At 73.1% G+C, this 16,654-nt stretch carries 17 protein-coding genes; 11 read left to right on the plus strand and 6 right to left on the minus strand.

Annotated features, from left to right (window positions below; translation table 11 throughout):
* The first annotated feature begins 61 nt into the window (after positions 1 to 61).
* The 8 genes from ACZ6C1_RS19590 (at position 62) to ACZ6C1_RS19625 (ending at position 7,385) form a co-directional block, all read left to right on the plus strand.
* Positions 62 to 1,657, plus strand: a complete 1,596-nt coding sequence (locus tag ACZ6C1_RS19590; RefSeq protein WP_469242374.1) for an ABC transporter substrate-binding protein — start codon at positions 62 to 64, stop codon at positions 1,655 to 1,657.
* Positions 1,658 to 1,695: 38 nt separating this feature from the next.
* The gene (locus tag ACZ6C1_RS19595; protein WP_469242631.1) at positions 1,696 to 2,661 is read left to right on the plus strand and encodes an ABC transporter permease; all 966 of its coding nucleotides are present in this window, start codon (positions 1,696 to 1,698) and stop codon (positions 2,659 to 2,661) included.
* Positions 2,654 to 3,520 (plus strand): ABC transporter permease, encoded by an 867-nt coding sequence (locus ACZ6C1_RS19600; RefSeq protein WP_469242375.1) that lies wholly within the window; start codon positions 2,654 to 2,656, stop codon positions 3,518 to 3,520. Before ACZ6C1_RS19595 ends, ACZ6C1_RS19600 begins: the two co-directional genes overlap by 8 nt.
* Positions 3,521 to 3,543: 23 nt before the next feature.
* On the plus strand, positions 3,544 to 4,479 hold the full coding sequence (locus ACZ6C1_RS19605) for an ABC transporter ATP-binding protein (protein WP_469242632.1): 936 nt from the start codon (positions 3,544 to 3,546) through the stop codon (positions 4,477 to 4,479).
* The gene (locus tag ACZ6C1_RS19610) at positions 4,472 to 5,137 is read left to right on the plus strand and encodes an ABC transporter ATP-binding protein (RefSeq protein ID WP_469242376.1); all 666 of its coding nucleotides are present in this window, start codon (positions 4,472 to 4,474) and stop codon (positions 5,135 to 5,137) included. The genes ACZ6C1_RS19605 and ACZ6C1_RS19610 overlap by 8 nt, the downstream gene beginning before the upstream one ends.
* 29 nt (positions 5,138 to 5,166) lie before the next feature.
* The gene (locus ACZ6C1_RS19615; protein ID WP_469242377.1) at positions 5,167 to 6,033 is read left to right on the plus strand and encodes an ANTAR domain-containing protein; all 867 of its coding nucleotides are present in this window, start codon (positions 5,167 to 5,169) and stop codon (positions 6,031 to 6,033) included.
* A 171-nt stretch (positions 6,034 to 6,204) separates the two neighbouring features.
* Positions 6,205 to 7,065 carry a phosphatidylinositol-specific phospholipase C/glycerophosphodiester phosphodiesterase family protein gene (locus ACZ6C1_RS19620; RefSeq protein WP_469242378.1) on the plus strand — a complete coding sequence of 287 codons (861 nt, stop codon included), beginning with the start codon at positions 6,205 to 6,207 and terminating at the stop codon, positions 7,063 to 7,065.
* Positions 7,066 to 7,190: 125 nt separating this feature from the next.
* Positions 7,191 to 7,385 carry a hypothetical protein gene (locus ACZ6C1_RS19625; RefSeq protein WP_469242379.1) on the plus strand — a complete coding sequence of 65 codons (195 nt, stop codon included), beginning with the start codon at positions 7,191 to 7,193 and terminating at the stop codon, positions 7,383 to 7,385.
* Here the strand turns inward: ACZ6C1_RS19625 and ACZ6C1_RS19630 are convergent.
* Both ACZ6C1_RS19630 and ACZ6C1_RS19635 read right to left on the minus strand, forming a co-directional pair.
* Positions 7,382 to 8,569: a phosphodiester glycosidase family protein gene (locus tag ACZ6C1_RS19630; RefSeq protein ID WP_469242633.1), complete on the minus strand. Its 1,188-nt coding sequence runs from the start codon at positions 8,567 to 8,569 to the stop codon at positions 7,382 to 7,384. The two genes, ACZ6C1_RS19625 and ACZ6C1_RS19630, sit on opposite strands and share 4 nt — an antisense overlap.
* Positions 8,570 to 8,757: 188 nt before the next feature.
* A complete protein-coding gene (locus ACZ6C1_RS19635) occupies positions 8,758 to 9,582 on the minus strand; it encodes an AAC(3) family N-acetyltransferase (RefSeq protein WP_469242380.1) in 825 nt (274 codons plus the stop codon).
* A 254-nt stretch (positions 9,583 to 9,836) separates the two neighbouring features.
* Between ACZ6C1_RS19635 and ACZ6C1_RS19640 the strand changes: the two genes are divergently transcribed.
* From ACZ6C1_RS19640 to ACZ6C1_RS19650, 3 genes are all read left to right on the plus strand, one after another.
* The gene (locus tag ACZ6C1_RS19640) at positions 9,837 to 10,178 is read left to right on the plus strand and encodes an SAV_915 family protein (RefSeq protein ID WP_469242381.1); all 342 of its coding nucleotides are present in this window, start codon (positions 9,837 to 9,839) and stop codon (positions 10,176 to 10,178) included.
* A 10-nt stretch (positions 10,179 to 10,188) separates the two neighbouring features.
* Positions 10,189 to 11,532 (plus strand): diaminopimelate decarboxylase, encoded by a 1,344-nt coding sequence (lysA, locus tag ACZ6C1_RS19645; RefSeq protein WP_469242382.1) that lies wholly within the window; start codon positions 10,189 to 10,191, stop codon positions 11,530 to 11,532.
* A gap of 112 nt (positions 11,533 to 11,644) precedes the next feature.
* Positions 11,645 to 12,706: an AI-2E family transporter gene (locus ACZ6C1_RS19650; protein ID WP_469242383.1), complete on the plus strand. Its 1,062-nt coding sequence runs from the start codon at positions 11,645 to 11,647 to the stop codon at positions 12,704 to 12,706.
* Positions 12,707 to 12,735: 29 nt separating this feature from the next.
* Here the strand turns inward: ACZ6C1_RS19650 and ACZ6C1_RS19655 are convergent, their stop codons facing one another.
* Genes ACZ6C1_RS19655 through ACZ6C1_RS19670 form a run of 4 tightly spaced genes read right to left on the minus strand, consistent with a single transcriptional unit; the run spans position 12,736 to position 16,379 of the window.
* Positions 12,736 to 13,326 carry a GTP-binding protein gene (locus tag ACZ6C1_RS19655; protein ID WP_469242384.1) on the minus strand — a complete coding sequence of 197 codons (591 nt, stop codon included), beginning with the start codon at positions 13,324 to 13,326 and terminating at the stop codon, positions 12,736 to 12,738.
* Entirely contained in the window at positions 13,313 to 13,675 is a 363-nt protein-coding gene (locus tag ACZ6C1_RS19660; protein WP_469242385.1) for a DUF742 domain-containing protein, read from the minus strand. Before ACZ6C1_RS19660 ends, ACZ6C1_RS19655 begins: the two co-directional genes overlap by 14 nt.
* On the minus strand, positions 13,675 to 14,076 hold the full coding sequence (locus tag ACZ6C1_RS19665; protein ID WP_351811152.1) for a roadblock/LC7 domain-containing protein: 402 nt from the start codon (positions 14,074 to 14,076) through the stop codon (positions 13,675 to 13,677). The genes ACZ6C1_RS19660 and ACZ6C1_RS19665 overlap by 1 nt, the downstream gene beginning before the upstream one ends.
* On the minus strand, positions 14,073 to 16,379 hold the full coding sequence (locus ACZ6C1_RS19670) for a sensor histidine kinase (RefSeq protein WP_469242386.1): 2,307 nt from the start codon (positions 16,377 to 16,379) through the stop codon (positions 14,073 to 14,075). The genes ACZ6C1_RS19665 and ACZ6C1_RS19670 overlap by 4 nt, the downstream gene beginning before the upstream one ends.
* Between the last annotated feature and the right edge of the window lie 275 nt (positions 16,380 to 16,654).

A 16,654-nucleotide genomic window follows, 5' to 3' on the forward strand; every position in this document is an offset into this window, starting at 1 on the left:
TAATTGCGAATCGTTCGCAACAGCAGCCGATCTTCATCAGCTTTACGAGGGGTGTGGAACCATGACCGCCCGATCCATACGCGGCATGGCCGCCGCCACGCTGGCCGGAGCCCTGGCCATCACCGCGGCGGCCTGCTCGAACCCCGGCGCGTCCGGAGCCGGCTCGGCCGCCGGGGACAGCGCGGTCGTCGGCATCGCGTACGAGCCCGAGTCGCTCAGCCCCCTGCTCGGCTACGGCAAGGACGGCAACTCCAAGATCTTCGACGGGCTGCTCGCCTTCGACGGCGACATGAGGCTGAAGCCCGCCCTCGCCGTCGCGCTGCCCGAGGTGAGCGCGGACGGACTGACGTACACGTACAAGCTCCGCAAGGGCGTGAAGTTCAGTGACGGAACGCCCTTCACGGCCAAGGACGTCGTCTTCACCTACCGCACCATCCTGGACAAGAGGACCAACAACGCCTCCAAGACCGAGCTGGACGCCCTGAAGGATGTGAAGGCGGCCGGTGACGACACCGTCGTCTTCACCCTCAAGTACCCCTACGCCGCCTTCGCCGAGCGCACCGTCCTCGGCATCGCGCCCGAGCACGTCGCGGCGAAGCAGGACGTCAACAGTGGCCCCTTCACCACCAAGCCCATCGGCACCGGCCCCTACGTCCTCACCGGCTGGTCCAAGGGCGAGAAGATCAGCTTCAAGGCGAATCCGGACTATTGGGGCGGCGCGCCGAAGGTGAAGAAGTTCACCATGGCGATCATCAAGGACGACGACGTCCGCGCCACCCGCCTCCGCTCCGGCGACCTCGACGGCGCCATCCTGCCCCCGAACCTCGCCAAGGGCTTCAAGGGCGACCGCGCGAAGAAGACCCACGAGGCCACGACCTACGACTACCGCCTGGTGACCCTGCCCACCCACAACAAGGTCACCGGCGACACCGCCATCCGCCGCGCCCTCGACGTCGCCGTCGACCGCCGTGCCATGGTCGACAAGATCCTCGAAGGCGCCGGAAAGCCCGCCTACGGTCCCGTCCCCACCGACAGCGAGTGGTTCACCAAGGGCACCGAGCGCCCCCACGACCTCGCCCGGGCCGGGAAGATCCTCGACGAAGCCCGCTGGAAGCCCGGCCCCGACGGCATCCGCGTCAAGAACGGCGTGCGCGCGGCCTTCCCCCTCTGGTACCTCTCCGGCGACAAGCTCCGCCAGGACCACGCCCTCGCCTACGCCTCCGACGCCAAGAAGGCGGGCATCGACATCACGACCCAGGCCGGTACCTGGGAGGTCATCGAGCCGCACATGAAGCACGACGCGGTCCTCGCCGGCGGCGGCTCGCCCGGCGACCCCGACTTCGACCAGTACCTGCTGCTCACGTCCTCCCTCGGCGGCGACGGCTTCAACAACATGGCCTGGTACGACAACCCCGCCGTCGACAAGGCCCTCGAAACCGGCCGCACCACCAACGACAAGGCCGCCCGTAAGGCCGCGTACGACACCGTCCAGCGCGAGCTGGTGAAGAACCCGGGCTACACCTTCCTCACCCACATCGACCACCTGTACGTCGTCGACGACGCGTGGAACGGCCTGTCCACCCAGGTCGAGCCGCACGACCACGGCCTCGCCGCCGGCCCGTGGTGGAACGTCGAGGACTGGACCCCGAAGAAGTGACCCTCAAGCACACCGGCCGCCGCCCGCCATGGGGCGCGATGGCAAGGATGGCGGGACGGCGGGCCCTGTTCGCCGTCCCCGTCCTCCTGATGGTGACGTTCGCCGTCTTCGCCGTCGCCGCGGCCTCCCCGTTCGACCCCGTCAAGGCCTACGCCGGAACCGCCGGGCTCACCGCCTCCCAGGAGAACCTCGACCAGCTGCGTGCCAACCTCGGCGTCGACCAGCCGCTCGTCCCGCGCTGGTGGAACTGGCTGACCTCCGCCCTCACCGGAGACCTCGGCGACTCCAGCGTCATGCGGCAGCCCGTCGCCGACGTCATCGCCGAGCGCATCGGCTGGTCGGCGCTGCTCGCCGCCACCGCGTTCGCCGTCGCCATCCTCCTCGGTACGGCCCTGGGCGTCCTGGCCGCGCGGCGGCAGGGCGGCCTGCTCGACCGGTGCGTCAGCTCCGCCGCGTACACCCTGGAGGCCGCCCCCGCCTTCTGGCTCGGGCTGCTCGCCATCTGGTTCTTCGCCCTGGAACTGGGCGTCCTGCCGGCCGGCGGGCTCACCGACACCGCCAGCGAGACCATCACCGTCGGCCAGGTCACCTCCCACCTGGTACTGCCCGCCCTCGTCCTCGGCGTCTCCCAACTGCCGTGGTTCTTCCTGTACGTGCGCCAGGGCGTCGCCGACGCGCTCGACGAGGACCCCGTCCGCGGGGCACGCGCGCGTGGCCTGAACGAACGCACCGTGCTCCTCGGGCACGCGCTCCGCTCCGGCATGCTGCCGATGCTCACCCTCGTCGGCTCCCGCGTACCCGAACTGATCACCGGCGCGCTGCTCGTGGAGACCGTCTTCAGCTGGCCGGGCATCGCCGCCGCGACCGTCCAGGCCGCCACCTCCGTCGACTTCCCGCTGCTCGCCGCACTGACCGTGCTCGCCACGACGGCCGTGCTGCTCGGCAACCTCCTCTCCGACCTGCTGTACGGACTCGCCGATCCCAGGGTGGGCTTCGATGGCTGACCTCGTATGGCGCTCCCACGGGCGCACCCGCCGCTCCACCCGCGCCGTCCGCGTCACGGTCTCCGCCGTCGTCGTGGCGGCCGTCGCCCTCGCCGTGCTCGTCGTACCACCGCTCGTGCAGCTCGACCAGCAGGCCGTCGACCTGTCGCTGAAGCTGCGGCCACCGTCGCCCGCGCACCCCTTCGGCACCGACGACGTCGGCCGCGACCTGCTGCTGCGCTGCGTCTACGGCCTGCGTGTCTCGCTCCTCGTCGGCCTGGTCGCGGCGCTCGTCGCCACCGTCATCGGTACGGCGGTGGGCGCGGCGGCCGCGGCCTTCGGCGGCTGGACCGACCGGCTCGTGATGCGGCTCGTCGACACCTTCTCCTCCGTACCGCACCTGCTCCTCGGCATCTTCATCGTGGCGATGTTCCGCCCCGGCGTATGGCCGGTCATCGTGTCCGTCGCGCTCACGCACTGGCTGTCCACCGCCCGGATCGTCCGCTCCGAGGTCCTGTCGCTGCGCTCCCGCCCGTACATCGACGCGGCCATCTCCGGTGGCGCCTCCCGGTGGCGGGTGACGGTCCGCCACCTGCTGCCCGCGGTGCTGCCGCAAGCCGGCCTGGCGGCCGTGCTCATGGTGCCGCACGCCATGTGGCACGAGTCCGCGCTGTCCTTCCTGGGCCTGGGCCTCCCCTCCCACCAGGCGAGCCTCGGCAACCTGGTGCAGACAGCGCGCGGGTCGCTGCTCGCCGGCGACTGGTGGCCGACGCTCTTCCCCGGCCTGTTCCTGATCATCCCGACGCTCGCCATCGCCGGTCTCGCCGGTGCCTGGCGGGAACGGCTCAACCCCCGCCGCCGATCGGAGCTGATGCTGTGAGCCCCGTGCTGTCCGTACGAGAGATGTCCGTGCGCTTCCGGATGCGCGGCGGCCGCCACATCGCCGCCGTCAGCAGCGCGAGCTTCGACCTCGCCGCGGGGGAGTGCCTCGCCCTCGTCGGCGAGAGCGGCTGCGGCAAGTCCGTCCTCGCCTCCGCCCTCCTCGGCCTGCTGCCCGGGAACGCCCAGACCGCCGGTACGGCGACGATCGACGGCATCGAGCTCCTCACGGCCGGCGAACGCACCCTCGCCCGTACGGTACGAGGACGGCGCATCGGACTCGTCCCCCAGTCCCCGGCCGCACACCTGACGCCCGTACGGACCGTGCGCGCACAGCTGGAGGAGACGCTGCGCGAGCTGACCGGCACGCCGCGCGCCGCCCTGCGCGCCGCGGCCGAGGCGGCCGCCGAGCGGGCCTCCTTCCCCGCCCGCCTCCTCGACCACCACCCCCACGAGCTGTCCGGCGGCCAGGCCCAACGCGCCGCCACCGCCCTCGCGCTCATCGGCGACGCCCCGCTGCTGCTCGCCGACGAGCCGACCACCGGCCTCGACCGCGACCTGGTCGACCGCACGGTCGACGAACTGCGCCGCCACGCCGACGACGGCCGCGCCCTGCTGCTGATCACCCACGACCTGGCGGCCGCCGAGCGCATCGCCGACCGGGTCGCCGTGATGTACGCGGGCCGGATCGTCGAACTGGCCGACGCCGACCGCTTCTTCGGCGCTCCCGGCCCCCGCCACCCCTACGCGCGCGGCCTGCTCGCCGCCCTCCCCGAACGCGACTTCACCCCCATCCCGGGCATGCCCCCGGAGCTCGGCGCCCTCCCGGACGGCTGCGCCTTCGCCGTGCGCTGCGACCGGGCGAGCGACGACTGCGGCACGGTGCCGGGCTTCGAGGACGGCGTCGCCTGCCACCACAGCCAGGCCGGCCACCACGGCGAGGAGACGGTCCGTGCTTGAACTCGACGCCATCACCGCCGGATACGAGCCCCGCAACCCCGTCTTCCGGGCCGCGTCCCTGACCGTCGAGCCCGGCGAGGCCGTCGGCCTGCTCGGTCCCAGCGGCTGCGGCAAGTCGACCCTCGCGCGGGTCGCCGCCCTGCTGCACCGGCCGGACGCGGGGCGCGTCGTCGTGGACGGCCAAGAGGTACGCGGCTGGCGCCACCGCGCCCCCCGCGGCCTGCGCACCGCGATCGGCGTCGTGTTCCAGCAGCCCCGTATGTCCGCCGACCCACGGCTGCGGCTGCGCGACCTGATCGCCGAGCCGCTGCGCGCGACCGGCCGCCGCGACGAGGCGGACGACCGGGTGACCGTACTCGCCCGGACGGTCGGCCTCACCGACGACCTCCTCGGCCGGCGCCCGCACGAGGTCAGCGACGGCCAGTTGCAGCGGGCCTGCCTCGCCCGTGCCCTGGCGCTGCGCCCCCGCTGGCTGATCTGCGACGAGATGACCGCGATGCTCGACGCCTCCACGACCGCCGCCCTGGTCGGCGCGGTCGAGACGTACCGCCGCGACCACGGCGCGGGCCTCCTCGCCGTCGGGCACGACCGTGTGCTTCTGGAACGCTGGTGCGACCGGACGACGGAGTGGGGTGACTGTGCCGGCGGAGGGGTGTGACCCGCACGTCAGGGGGCAGGCGCCCCGCCATGACCGAGACGTACAAGGCCGGCGCGTGGGAGCGGGACGACCCACAGGGTGAGCTGGCGCGGCTGCGTGACCAGGTCCGCCACCTGCAGGCCCAGGCGCGTAACCGGCCCCTGATCGCGGAGGCGCAGGGCATCCTCAAGGAGCGGTACCGGCTCGCCGACGCCGAAGCCGCCTTCGCGCTGCTCCAGCTCTCCTCCCAGCGCTTCAACGTGAGGCTGCGCACCCTTGCCGCCGCCGTCGTCCGGCTGGAGCGGCCCGACGACCGCGGCGAGGCGTGGTTCCCCGGCCGGGTGAGGCACCCGGCTCCCGCACTGGACCTGCTGGCCATCGACGACGCCTCGCACGCCCACCGGGGCGCCGTGCTGGGCGCGGTCCTGTCGCAGACCCTGGCGGTCACCGCCACCCACATGGGCAACGTCCAGATCGGGGACCACGCCACGGGTGGGCTGTGGCTGGAGAAGCACGCGGGGCTCAGCGAGGAGTTCGTGGACTTCTTCCACTTCGTCGGCGGGGACGGCACCGCCTGCGCACGGGCGGCGCAGGACCTGGCGCAGGTCACCGTGCGCGACGTCGCCACGGACCCGGTGTTCACGGACGACGCCCGCCGGACGATCCTGGAGGCCGGCAGCCGCGCCGCCCACAGCGTGCCGCTGGTCGGCGGAGGGCGCTGCGTGGGCATGGTCTCCGCCCATTTCGAGCGGCCCATCCAGGACCTCCACGCCGCCCAGCTCAAGGCCCTGGAGAGCACGGGCCGCCAAGTGGGCCGCTGGCTGGCCTGGTACGACCGTACGGTCGTGTTCGACGCGCTCGAGCACCTGCATGCCGCGGGCAGCCACCCCGAGCTGCGGCGGGCACGCCGGCGCTGAGCCCGCGCCGGGCGCCGGACGCACGGCCGCCGCCGGTGACGCGAACCCGGGGTGACGAGTCCATGACGTATCGGCCAACTCCCCGCGGACGCACCGTCGTTCGAGGGCAGGGGCCGCATACTCGGTGCCGTCCCTCCTGTCCTCGCCGCACCTCGTGCCCCGGAGGCATCCATGGCGCCGCTGTCCCGCCGCTCCGCCGTCGTCACCCTCGCCACCGCCGCCACCGCCCTCACCCTGCCTTCCCAGCGGGCGGCCGCGCACCCCGTGTCCACGTCGCACGTGCGGCCCCTCCGCCGGGCCCACGCGCACAACGACTACCTGCACCGACGGCCCCTGCACGACGCCTTGGCGCACGGCTTCACCAGCGTCGAGGCCGACGTCTTCCTCGTCGACGGCGAGCTCCTCGTAGCCCACGAGCCCGCACAGCTCGACCCCACACGCACCCTGCGCTCCCTCTACCTCGACCCGCTGGCGGCCCGCGTGAAGGCCAACCACGGGTCCGTGTACGCGGGCCACCGCCGGCCCGTGCAGCTCCTCGTCGACATCAAGGCCGACGGTGTCGCCGCGTACCGTGAACTCCACCGCCAACTCGCCGCCCACCGGCGCATGCTCAGCACCTGCGTCCATGGCAGGGTCCGGACCGGAGCCGTCACGGTCGTCGTCTCCGGGGACCGTGCGGCCCGCGCACCCATGGAGGCGCAAACCGTCCGCCCCGCCTTCTACGACGGGCGACTCGACGACCTGGGCACCGGCGCCCCCGCCTCCCTCATCCCGCTCGTCAGCTCCAACTGGACCCACACCTTCCGCTGGCAGGGCACCGGTCCCTTCCCCGCCGCCGAGCGGGCCACGCTCCACGCACTCGCCGCCTCCGCCCACCGCGAGGGCCGCCGCCTCCGCTTCTGGGCCACCCCCGACGCGCCCGGCCCCGCCCGCGACGCCGTATGGGCCGAACTGCTCGCCGCCCGCGTCGACCACGTCAACACCGACGACCTGGCGGGACTCGCGCGCTTCCTCCGCGCCCACCGCGAGTAACGGGTCACCGCCCGGTAATACCCGTTCGGCCGACATGCCGTACGTCCGGACGGCGCCTCCGCTCCGCCAGACTGGCCGCCGAATGCCACACACACCGTGCGGCGACTGGCCGAGGAGGGTGACGCATGGCCGTATCCATTTCCGTGGTGGTGCTTCTGCTGATCATGGCGGTGATCTTTCTGCGCAACGGCGGACTGAAGATCTCCCACGCGCTGGTGTGCGGCCTGCTCGGGTTCTTCCTCGCGAGCACCAGCCTGGCGCCGACCATCTACAACGGCGTCTCCGCCACGGCCGACGTGGTCAGCAACTTCAAGCCCTAGGGCGTGTCCTCACCGCGCACGAAGACCCCGATGCCGTTCGGCACGGCACGCTGGGCGCCGCCGCTGGGATGGTTGAGCACCTTGACCTTCGCCGCGCCGCCCTCCCGGGCCACCAGAGTGGAGGAGCCGCCGCCGTCCAGGTTGACGGCGTCCGTCGCGCCCAGGTCCCGCATCGCGTCCGCCACCTCGACGACGCTCAGCCCGCTGCGGAACCCCGGCGAACCGTCCAGGGCGAGCAGCAGCAGCCGCTGCCCGCCGTCCCGGACCCCCGCCGCCGTGCGCACCGCGGGCGTCACCTTGTCCATCCCGCTCAGCGGCTCCCCACCACGCAGCACCGGGAAGCCGCCCACCGCGAAGCGGTACGAGCCACCGGCCAGCGCGTACGTGACGTGCACCCGGTCACCGACCTCCATCCGCCGCAGCTCCCGCGCCCCCGCCTCACGCCCGACCAGCACCTCCGTGCCCGGGGCGATCGCACCGCGGCCGGGCGTCTCCGACACCGAGGCCACCTGACCACCGCGGACCGTCACCTCGTAGGTCTCGTCACTGCACGGCGCGTCCCGCTGGGTGTCCGTGCCGCACGTGGCGCGCACACGTGAGGCGGCGCCCCAGTCCTTGGTGAACACCCCCACCGAGTCCACCGGCAGCGCGTACTGGTTGAGCCCGCCCAGCGGCAGCTCACCCCACTCCGACGACACCGTCCCCTCCAGCGCCAGTTCGCCGATCCGTGCCAGACCGTCCTCCCCGACGCCCAGTACGTGGCGGGTGGTCGTGCCCGGCGGCAGGGCCGGACCGAAGCGCTGCCCGTTCGGCACGGCGGCCTTCAGTGGCCGCCCGTCCGCGACGGCGGGACCCACCGGGGCACCCGTCGCCTCCACGCCCGGGTGCTGCGTCTCCGACAGGTGGAAGAAGTCACCGTTGACGCCCCCGACCGCCCCCGCGCCGTCCGCCAGCGTGGACAGCGGGGAACGTGCCGCGACCACTCCCGGGTGGAGCAGCCCCGTCGACACTCGCGCGTTGCCCAGGTCCACCGACAGCAGATGGGCGCGTGCCGTGCCGCGCGAGGACGGAATGTCGAACCACCGGTATTCCACACCCGACGCGATCCGCTGCCACACGGGCGCCGGGGCGGCGGGCGGCGCGCCCGCCAGGGAGGCGCCCAGCAGGGACGCCAGAACGAACATCAGAAACGCACGGCCGCGCAGCACGGTCACAGTCCCCCCACGGTCCAGGGCAACTCCCACAGGTCTCGGAAGAGTTGCCCGGTCCGGGGCGCCCCCGAACCGGCCGTTCGCGAACGAATGAGGAAACGTACGCCATTCGGGGCCCTCCGGACCCGATCCGGTGCCCCCGTGGGGTCACTGATCGCCCGTCACCGTCCACCAGAGGAGCCGCACCGGTTGCGCGCGAACCACAGCCGCGCGAAGTCCACCGCCTCGGCGACCCCCACGAGCCGGCACCGTGCCGATCCGACCAACCCGCTCCGCACCGCACCGCCGCCGTACCGTTCCAGGTCCGCGCCCAGCGCCGCGAAATCACCGTCGTCGAGGGCGACGTCCTCGTACTCCCACCACCGCCGTACGCCACCGCCGTCCCGCACCACACAGCGGTACGTCCGGCGCGGCGGCCGCGCCACCCGGTACTCGCCGAGGTGGAAGGCCGTGCAGCTGCCGAACCCGGCCCCCAGCAGCAGGATCCGCGCCCGCAGGTCGTAGAGCCGGGCGAGCGGTGAGTCCTCACCGAGATGACAGTCCGGGCGGTGTCCGGAGACGACCTTCTCGGCGTGCGGCCCCAGCGCGGCGAACGACGTCTGCGGATGCGCGCTGCGCACCGCGCCGGGACTCGTCCGCACGATCTCGGGCAGGACCCCGAGCCCCGCGTCGCACGGCATGGTGTCCGCGTCGTACGGGGGCATGGCCGCGCGCAGGGCCGTGCGCCCGGCCTCGGCGAGCCCGCGCACCCGCTCCCGATAGGCGGGTGAGGTGTCCGAATTGCGGGCCGTGAAGGCCGGGACCACCACGGTGCCGTCCGGCCCGAGTGCCGCCCGCACCGCGCGCAGTACCGCCTCCGCGCCGCCCGCGACCGGGCCCACCGCCCGTAACGACGCGTGCACCAGCAGGAAACCGCCCGGCTCGACGCCCACCTCCGCGAGGTGCGCGGCAAGCTGACGCTCCGTGAGAAGCCCGGTCCCGGTCAAAACCACTCGTTCCCGTCCGCCGCTGGCCCGTGGGCGCCCATCGTAGAGCCTCCGGCAGGCCTCATGGGCCCTCAGAAGCGGCCAAACCCGCCCGCACCCGTCAGGACGGCGTCAAGGCTCGCTGCCGCCCCGTCAGCACGGCGTCAACGACGTTCAACCGGCCCCGCCCGACGGGCATACCGTCGACAGCACACCCCGGCGGCCTCCCCGCGCCGGGGTTCCCGCTCGTCCGAGGATCCTCCAGGAGGAACCCCATGGCACAGCTCCGGTGCGCCGACGATCCGGAACCGCCCGAACCCGTCCCGGCCGGACCGCTGTACGTACCCGTCCGGCCGGGACCCCTCGGGTGCGCCGTACGGCTGTTCCGCACCCCGCCCGGCGGCCGCACCGCGGTCGGCTTCACCACCGAACACCGGCTGGCGGCCGCACTCGGGCCGCGCCAGGCGTGGATCAGGCTGTCCCGCCCCGCCCTGCGCGCGCTCACCGCCCCCGTGGGCGCCACCACCCTCACCGTGGACCCCCGGTTCACCGCGCCCGCGGCGACCTCGGTGGCCGCCGTCACCTCCCCGCGGGCCGGGCTCCTGCGGACCGGCTGAAAGGACCGCCATGACCACCCTCCACACGCCCCCGGCCGCCACGGCGACGCCCGGCGACAGCGATCTCTCCCTGTGGCCCGCCTCCACCCGGCGGCTGCCCGACGGCGACCTGTCCGTGGGCGGCGTACCGCTCACCGATATCGCCGACCGGTTCGGCACACCCGCCTACGTCCTGGACGAGGACGAGGTCCGGGCGCGGTGCCGCGCCTACCGGCACGCCTTTCCCGCCGCCGAGGTGTTCTACGCGGCCAAGGCGTTCCTCTCCCGTGCCATGGTCCACTGGGTCGACGACGAGGGCCTCGGCCTCGACGTGTGCTCCGCCGGCGAACTCCAGCTCGCCGTCACCGCCGGATTCCCGCCCGAGAACATCGTGCTGCACGGCAACGCCAAGTCCCCGCACGACCTGGACACCGCGCTGCGGCTCGGCGTCGGACGCGTCGTCATCGACAGCCCCTCCGAAATCGCCCGCCTCGCCGCCGCCCTCGGGCCGGACGGGCGCCAGAAGGTGATGGTCCGGGTCGTGCCCGGCATCAGCGCCGGCGGTCACGACAAGATCCGGACCGGCACCGAGGACCAGAAGTTCGGCCTGGCCATCAGCGACGGTTCGGCGCAGCACACCATCGCCCGCGTCCTGGACCGGCCGGAGCTGGAACTGACCGGACTGCACTGCCACCTCGGCTCGCAGATCGCCTCGGTCAAGCCGTACGCCACGGCCGTGCGCCGCATGGTGGGGCTGATGGCGCGCGTCCGGGACTCGCACGGCGTCGTCCTGCCCGAGCTGGACCTCGGCGGCGGCCACGCCGTCGCCTACCGCCCCGGCGAACGGCACCTCGACACCGCCCGACTCGCCCGTACGGTCCGCACCGCCCTGGCGGACAGCTGCGCCGCCGCCCGGCTGCCCGTGCCGCGCCTGCTCATCGAACCCGGACGCGCCATCGTGGGACCCGCCGGCATCGCGCTCTACCGGGTCCTGGCCGTCAAACACACGGGCGAGCACGTCTTCGTCGCCGTGGACGGCGGCATGAGCGACAACCCCAGACCCGCCCTGTACGGCGCGCGTTACACACCCCGCCTCGTCGGACGGCACCCGTCCGCCGGCGCCCGCACGGTCACCGTCGTCGGACGGCACTGCGAGGCGGGTGACGTCCTGGCGGTGGACGCCGGCCTGCCCGGTGACGTCCACCCCGGCGACCTCCTCGCCGTACCGGTCGCCGGCGCCTACCAGCTGTCCATGGCCTCCGGCTACAACCTCGTCGGCCGCCCGCCGGTCGTCGCCGTCGCCGAGGGCGGTGCAAGGCTGCTCGTCCGCCGCGAGACACCGGCCGACCTCCGCACCAGGGACGTCGGCCTCTGAACGGTCCTCACCGGGCCCCGCGCCCGGCTCGTTCGTCCGTCCGGCGTCCCGGTCGGGCGAACGTCGGGCCGGCCGCGTGGCGGGCCGGGCCCGCGGTGGTACCCCGGTGGGCATGGAGCCCCAGGTGTCCCCGTTCCTCCGCAGGGCCGCGGCCCACGCGTGGCGTCTGCTGGTCGTCGGCGCGGCGGTGTACGCCGTCTTCGCCGTGCTGGGCCGCTTCCACGAGATCGGGGTGGGCCTCTTCCTGGCGCTGGTCGTCACCGCGATGCTCCGGCCGCTCACCGACCTCCTCGACCGCCGCGTGCCCCGGGGACTCGCCGTCGCCGTGACGCTGCTCGGCGGGATCGCCCTGCTGTTCGGGGTGCTGGCGCTGGTCGGCGAGGCGGTGGCGGGTGAGAGCACCACGCTGATGCGGGAGTTCAGGGTGGGACTGGACCGTATCGAGAAGTGGCTGGAGGAGCCGCCGTTCCGGCTCCACCCGGACGTGCTGTCCGACCTGCACAGCAAGCTCGGGCATTTCCTCTCCGGTCATCGCTCGAAGCTCCTCAGCGAGGCGCTCAGCGGCGCGAGAAGCCTGGTGCACGTGCTGACGGCCGTGGCCCTCGGGCTGTTCGCCTCGGTGTTCTTCCTCCACTCCGGCGACCGGCAATGGGCCTGGTTCTGCGGGCAGCTGCCGGAACGCGTCCGGTCGCGGTGGGGTCTGGCGGGGCGGGCGGCCTGGCGTACGTTCACCGGGTACACGCGCGGGATCGTGCTCGTCGCCGCGACCAACGCGGTCCTGGTCGGGGTGGCGCTGTACTTCCTCGGCGTGCCGCTGGCCGTCCCGCTGGCGCTCCTGGAGTTCTTCGCCGCGTTCGTGCCCCTGATCGGCTCCCCGGTCGCGCTGGCCGTGGCCGCGGTGGTCGCCCTGGCCGCGGAGGGGCCGCTGACGGCGGCCGTCGTGGTCGCGCTGATCGTGGTCATCGGGCAGATCGAGGGGCATCTGCTGCATCCACTGGTGATGAGCTGGGCGGTCCGGCTGCACCCGCTGGTGGTGGCGATTTCCGTGATCGGGGGAGCCGTCGCGGCCGGCGTCGTGGGCGCGGTGGTCGCGGTTCCCCTGGTGTCGGTGCTGTGGTCGGTGCACCTGGCGCTGCGCGAAGCCCGTGAGGCACCGGCGGTGGACACCGCCTGAGAGCGCGGGACCACCCACCGCCGGTGGGCTCAGACGGACGCCGTGGTCCGCGCCTTGTCGATGCACGTGTCGAGGAGGGCGAGCAGCGCGCCCCGGACGTCGGCGCGGGCGCGCGCGTCGAGCATGAGGATGGGCGTCCGGGGGTCGCGCAGGTGCAGGGCGGCCCTGATCTCCCGTTCCGTGTAGGCCTGTTCGCCGTGGAAGCAGTTGGCACCGACGACGAAGGGCAGCCCGCGGCTCTCGAAGAAGTCCACGGCCGGGAAACTGCGGTCCAGACGGCGGGTGTCGACCAGCACGATCGCCCCGAGCGCCCCGTTCAGCAGCTCGTCCCACATGAACCAGAAGCGTTCCTGCCCCGGAGTGCCGAACAGGTAGAGCACGACCCCGGCGTCGTCGAGGGTGATGCGGCCGAAGTCCATCGCCACGGTGGTCGCCGTCTTCGACTCGATGCCGTCGAGGTCGTCGACGCCGACACCCGCGGCCGTGAGCCGCTCCTCCGTACGCAGCGGTTCGATCTCGGAGACCGTCTCCACCAGGGTCGTCTTCCCGACGCCGAACCCGCCGGCGATCAGTATCTTGACGGGCGCCGCTTCCTGGGCAGGGGTGTCATATCCGGGCAAGGTTGTCCCTGATTCTCATGAGCAGGTGGACATTGGTGGTCTCGGCGCCCTCCAGGGGCGGCCGGTGGTGGATCAGCCCGCGGTCCGCGAGTTCACCGAGGAGGAGCGTCATCGGCGTCAGGCGCATCCCCATCCGCGCGGCGATCTCGGCGACCGCCCGCCCGCCCGGCGGCGGGCACATGGACAGGACGGCCCGCCACTCGGTCGGCAGGCCGTCGGGGGCGTCGGCGACGGCCGCGGTGATGGTGGTGTCCATCGTGAGGACGGTGTGCGGCGCGGCTGTACGACCGTCGGTCAAGGCGTACAGCCGCGTCCTGCGACGGCTTCCGCGCTGCGGCTCGTCGGACATTACGACGTGGCAGCCTGGGTGCGCTCAGGTGTGCCCAGCCACTCGCCCAGCGCCTGTGCGGTACGCACGGCCTCCCCGCCCAGTTCGCCGAGCCGCGCCTTGCGGGACGTCACGACGATGAGCGTGCTGCCCTCGCCGCAGCCGACGATGCACAGGTACCGGTCGTCCATCTCGACCAGCTGGCGGATCACCCGGCCGCCGTCGATCTCCCGGGAAATCGCCTTCATCGTCGACGCGATGCCGGAGGACGCCGCCGCGATGCGCTCCGCCTGGGGGCGGTCCAGCAGGTAGGCGCTCAGTTTGATCCCGTCGTTGGACAGGAGCACCGCTCCCTGGATGCCGGCGATCCGGCTCAGGTTGTTGTCCAGAACGCTGTAGATCATGTCGTTCGTTGTCGTCATGGCTGATCCTGTCGGAGTTCGATTTCCACTGTCCGGGTGCCTTGTTCGTAGTCGTCCCAGGCGTCGGCCACCTCCTGCGGCGTCGCCGCGTCCGGACGGGGGGCCGTGTCCGTCGTACGGGGCTCGCGGAGTTGCTCGGCCATGTGGGTCTGCGGGACGCGTTCGGGGAGGGCCGGGCGCGTGGCGCCGCCGCGGGTCGCGCCGCGGCCCACCGGCCGGTCCGGCGCCTCCAGCGCCGGTACCTGACGGGACGCCGCCTCGAGGGCAGGTGCGGCCTGCCGGGCCGGTGCCTGGCGGACCGGCAGCGGGTCGGCCTTGTGCAGGACCAGTTCGGGTCTGTCCTCGTCGGAGCGGCGGGGGGCGGGCGCGGCCGGCGGCACCACCGCGGCCGGGGCGGCCACGGGCTCGTGCTCGCGCTCGGTCGGCACGAGGAGCTCCCGGGGGATGATCACCACGGCGGAGGTGCCGCCGTACACCGAGCGGCGCAGGGTGACGGTGGCCCCGAGCTGGTCGGCGAGGTGGCCGACCACGAAGAGGCCCAGCCGGTGCGCGTTCTCCGCGAGGACGGAGTACGGGGGAGCCGAGTGGAGGCGCCCGTTCATCTCCTCGTACCGCGCGGGCGTCACGCGGGGACCACGGTCCTCGATCTCGACGGACAGGCCGTCGGCCACCAGCTCCGCCCGGATGACGACCTTCGAGCGCGGCGGGGAGAACCGGGTGGCGTTGTCCAGCAGTTCCGCCAGGAGGTGGCTGATCTGGCTGATCACCCGCGGTTCCACGCTGATCTCGTCCAGCGCCTGTCGTTCGATCCGCCGGAACTCCTCGACCTCCGCCGCGGCCTCGCGCAGCAGGTCGGCGACGCGCATGGGCTCGGTGTGCGGATCGGGGATCTCGCCACCGGCCAGGATGAGCAGGTTCTCGATCTGCCGCCGCATACCCACCGTCAACTGGTCGGACCGCATCAGCTGGGCCAGCAGCGCCTCGTCGCCGCCGAAGGTGTCCTGGAGCTCCTCGGTGAGGGTGAGCTGGCGGCTGACCAGGTTCCCGGTGCGGGAGGCGATACCGGCCGCGAACATGCCGAAGCCATGGCGCTCCGCCGCGAGCTGCCGGTGACCGTCGACGGACACGGCCACCACCCGGGCGAACGCGTCGCCGACCCGGCCCACCTCGTCCTGCTCGCCCCGGACCGCGGGCAGCGCCCCGTCGTCGACGGGACGGCCCTGCTGGAGCCGGGCCACGACGTCCGGCAGTGTCTCCTCCGCGACGGTCACCGTACGTTCGTGCAGCACCCGCAGACGGCGCAGTACCGAGCGGGTGGTGAGCACGACGACGACCGTGACGAACAGCAGCGCGCCGCTGCTGCCCGCGATCAGCCAGGTGACCTCCGCCTCCAGCTCCGACGCCCTGGCGTCGCCGTGGTCGAGCAGCGCCCGCGTACGGTCGGTGTTGAGCGCGTCCAGCTCGGCCGACCACTTCCGGTGCGCGGCCGCCCAGTCGTTGATGCCGCGGGGCAGTTTCACGCCGGAGTCGGTGTCCTGGTGGTCGGACAGGACCTGGTTCTCGACACGGGTCTTGGTCTGCCACGCCTCCGTCCCGGTGAGCGCCGTGAAGCGGTCGGCGTCCTCGGCGGGCAGGAACGGCACGATCCACCGGTCGTACAGATGGCGGTGAGCCCCCACCGCGTTGACGAAGTCGGCGAACCGGCGCGTGCTCAGTTCCCTGGACGGCCCGGCCAGCGCCAGGAACGTGTCCTCCTGGGCCATCATCTCCGCGGCCGAGAACATGGTGATGACGACGCGGCTCTCCTGGGTGAGGCCGGCGTCGTCCGTGTGGCTGAAGCCGTCCTGGAAGTAGCGGATCATCTGGCTGATCAGGTCGCTGTAGAAGACGATCACGCTGTCGGCGCTGCCGATGCGGGCGTCCGCGCGCTCCCGGTAGGCGTCCAGGTCGTCGAGGCCCTTCATGACCTCCAGCAGGCGGCGGTCCGATTCCTCGGTCCCCGGACCCGCCGCGGCCGCCTCGCGGCGGAAGGCGTCGGCGGCCAGGTCCGTGGCGGCGCGCCGGGTGCGTACCGTCTCCTCGGCGACGGCGGTGCCCGCCCACCGCGTGGCGGTCATCGTCCGCTCGGTCTGCATCGCGACCATGAGCGCGTGCAGCGGATGACCGATCCGTTCACCCGCCGCCACATCGGCGCGGAGGTGCCCGGACTGCGCCAGCAGCCGTTCCGCGGTCACGGCGACCTGGGTGCCCATCGCCACGGTGGGGACGAGCGCCAGCAGGATGAGCAGCGTACGGAGGCGCACGGAGCGCCGCCGACGACGGGTCGGCGGAACGCGTGGACCTTCGGGTTGTATGGAAGACATCAGCCCTCGTGAGCGGGGTGCGGGGACAGGCCGGCAACCGGGACCGGCGCAGCCCTGGGGAAGGGCGTGGGGGACGGCCGGTCCGGCTGTGGTGACGCGTGCGGGTGCCGATCATAACCAGCCAAGGGGGGTAACGGAGAGCTTGCTTCCGAATGCTCAACGTGGTATTTGCTCCAGCCGCGTTGCAGGCAAGAGGGTGTGCTTCGGCCGGTGGC

This window comes from Streptomyces sp. NPDC041796 (assembly GCF_055590785.1).

Bases quoted from the DNA above. Each gene is read 5' to 3' on its own strand.
- ACZ6C1_RS19615 (WP_469242377.1), top strand. From the start codon at position 5,167: ATGACCGAGACGTACAAGGCCGGCGCGTGGGAGCGGGACGACCCACAG.
- ACZ6C1_RS19630 (WP_469242633.1), bottom strand. From the start codon at position 8,569: ATGTTCGTTCTGGCGTCCCTGCTGGGCGCCTCCCTGGCGGGCGCGCCG.
- ACZ6C1_RS19595 (WP_469242631.1), top strand. From the start codon at position 1,696: ATGGCAAGGATGGCGGGACGGCGGGCCCTGTTCGCCGTCCCCGTCCTC.
- ACZ6C1_RS19600 (WP_469242375.1), top strand. From the start codon at position 2,654: ATGGCTGACCTCGTATGGCGCTCCCACGGGCGCACCCGCCGCTCCACC.
- ACZ6C1_RS19640 (WP_469242381.1), top strand. From the start codon at position 9,837: ATGGCACAGCTCCGGTGCGCCGACGATCCGGAACCGCCCGAACCCGTC.
- ACZ6C1_RS19620 (WP_469242378.1), top strand. From the start codon at position 6,205: ATGGCGCCGCTGTCCCGCCGCTCCGCCGTCGTCACCCTCGCCACCGCC.
- ACZ6C1_RS19665 (WP_351811152.1), bottom strand. From the start codon at position 14,076: ATGACGACAACGAACGACATGATCTACAGCGTTCTGGACAACAACCTG.
- lysA (WP_469242382.1), top strand. From the start codon at position 10,189: ATGACCACCCTCCACACGCCCCCGGCCGCCACGGCGACGCCCGGCGAC.
- ACZ6C1_RS19660 (WP_469242385.1), bottom strand. From the start codon at position 13,675: ATGTCCGACGAGCCGCAGCGCGGAAGCCGTCGCAGGACGCGGCTGTAC.
- ACZ6C1_RS19590 (WP_469242374.1), top strand. From the start codon at position 62: ATGACCGCCCGATCCATACGCGGCATGGCCGCCGCCACGCTGGCCGGA.
- ACZ6C1_RS19625 (WP_469242379.1), top strand. From the start codon at position 7,191: ATGGCCGTATCCATTTCCGTGGTGGTGCTTCTGCTGATCATGGCGGTG.
- ACZ6C1_RS19605 (WP_469242632.1), top strand. From the start codon at position 3,544: ATGTCCGTGCGCTTCCGGATGCGCGGCGGCCGCCACATCGCCGCCGTC.
- ACZ6C1_RS19650 (WP_469242383.1), top strand. From the start codon at position 11,645: ATGGAGCCCCAGGTGTCCCCGTTCCTCCGCAGGGCCGCGGCCCACGCG.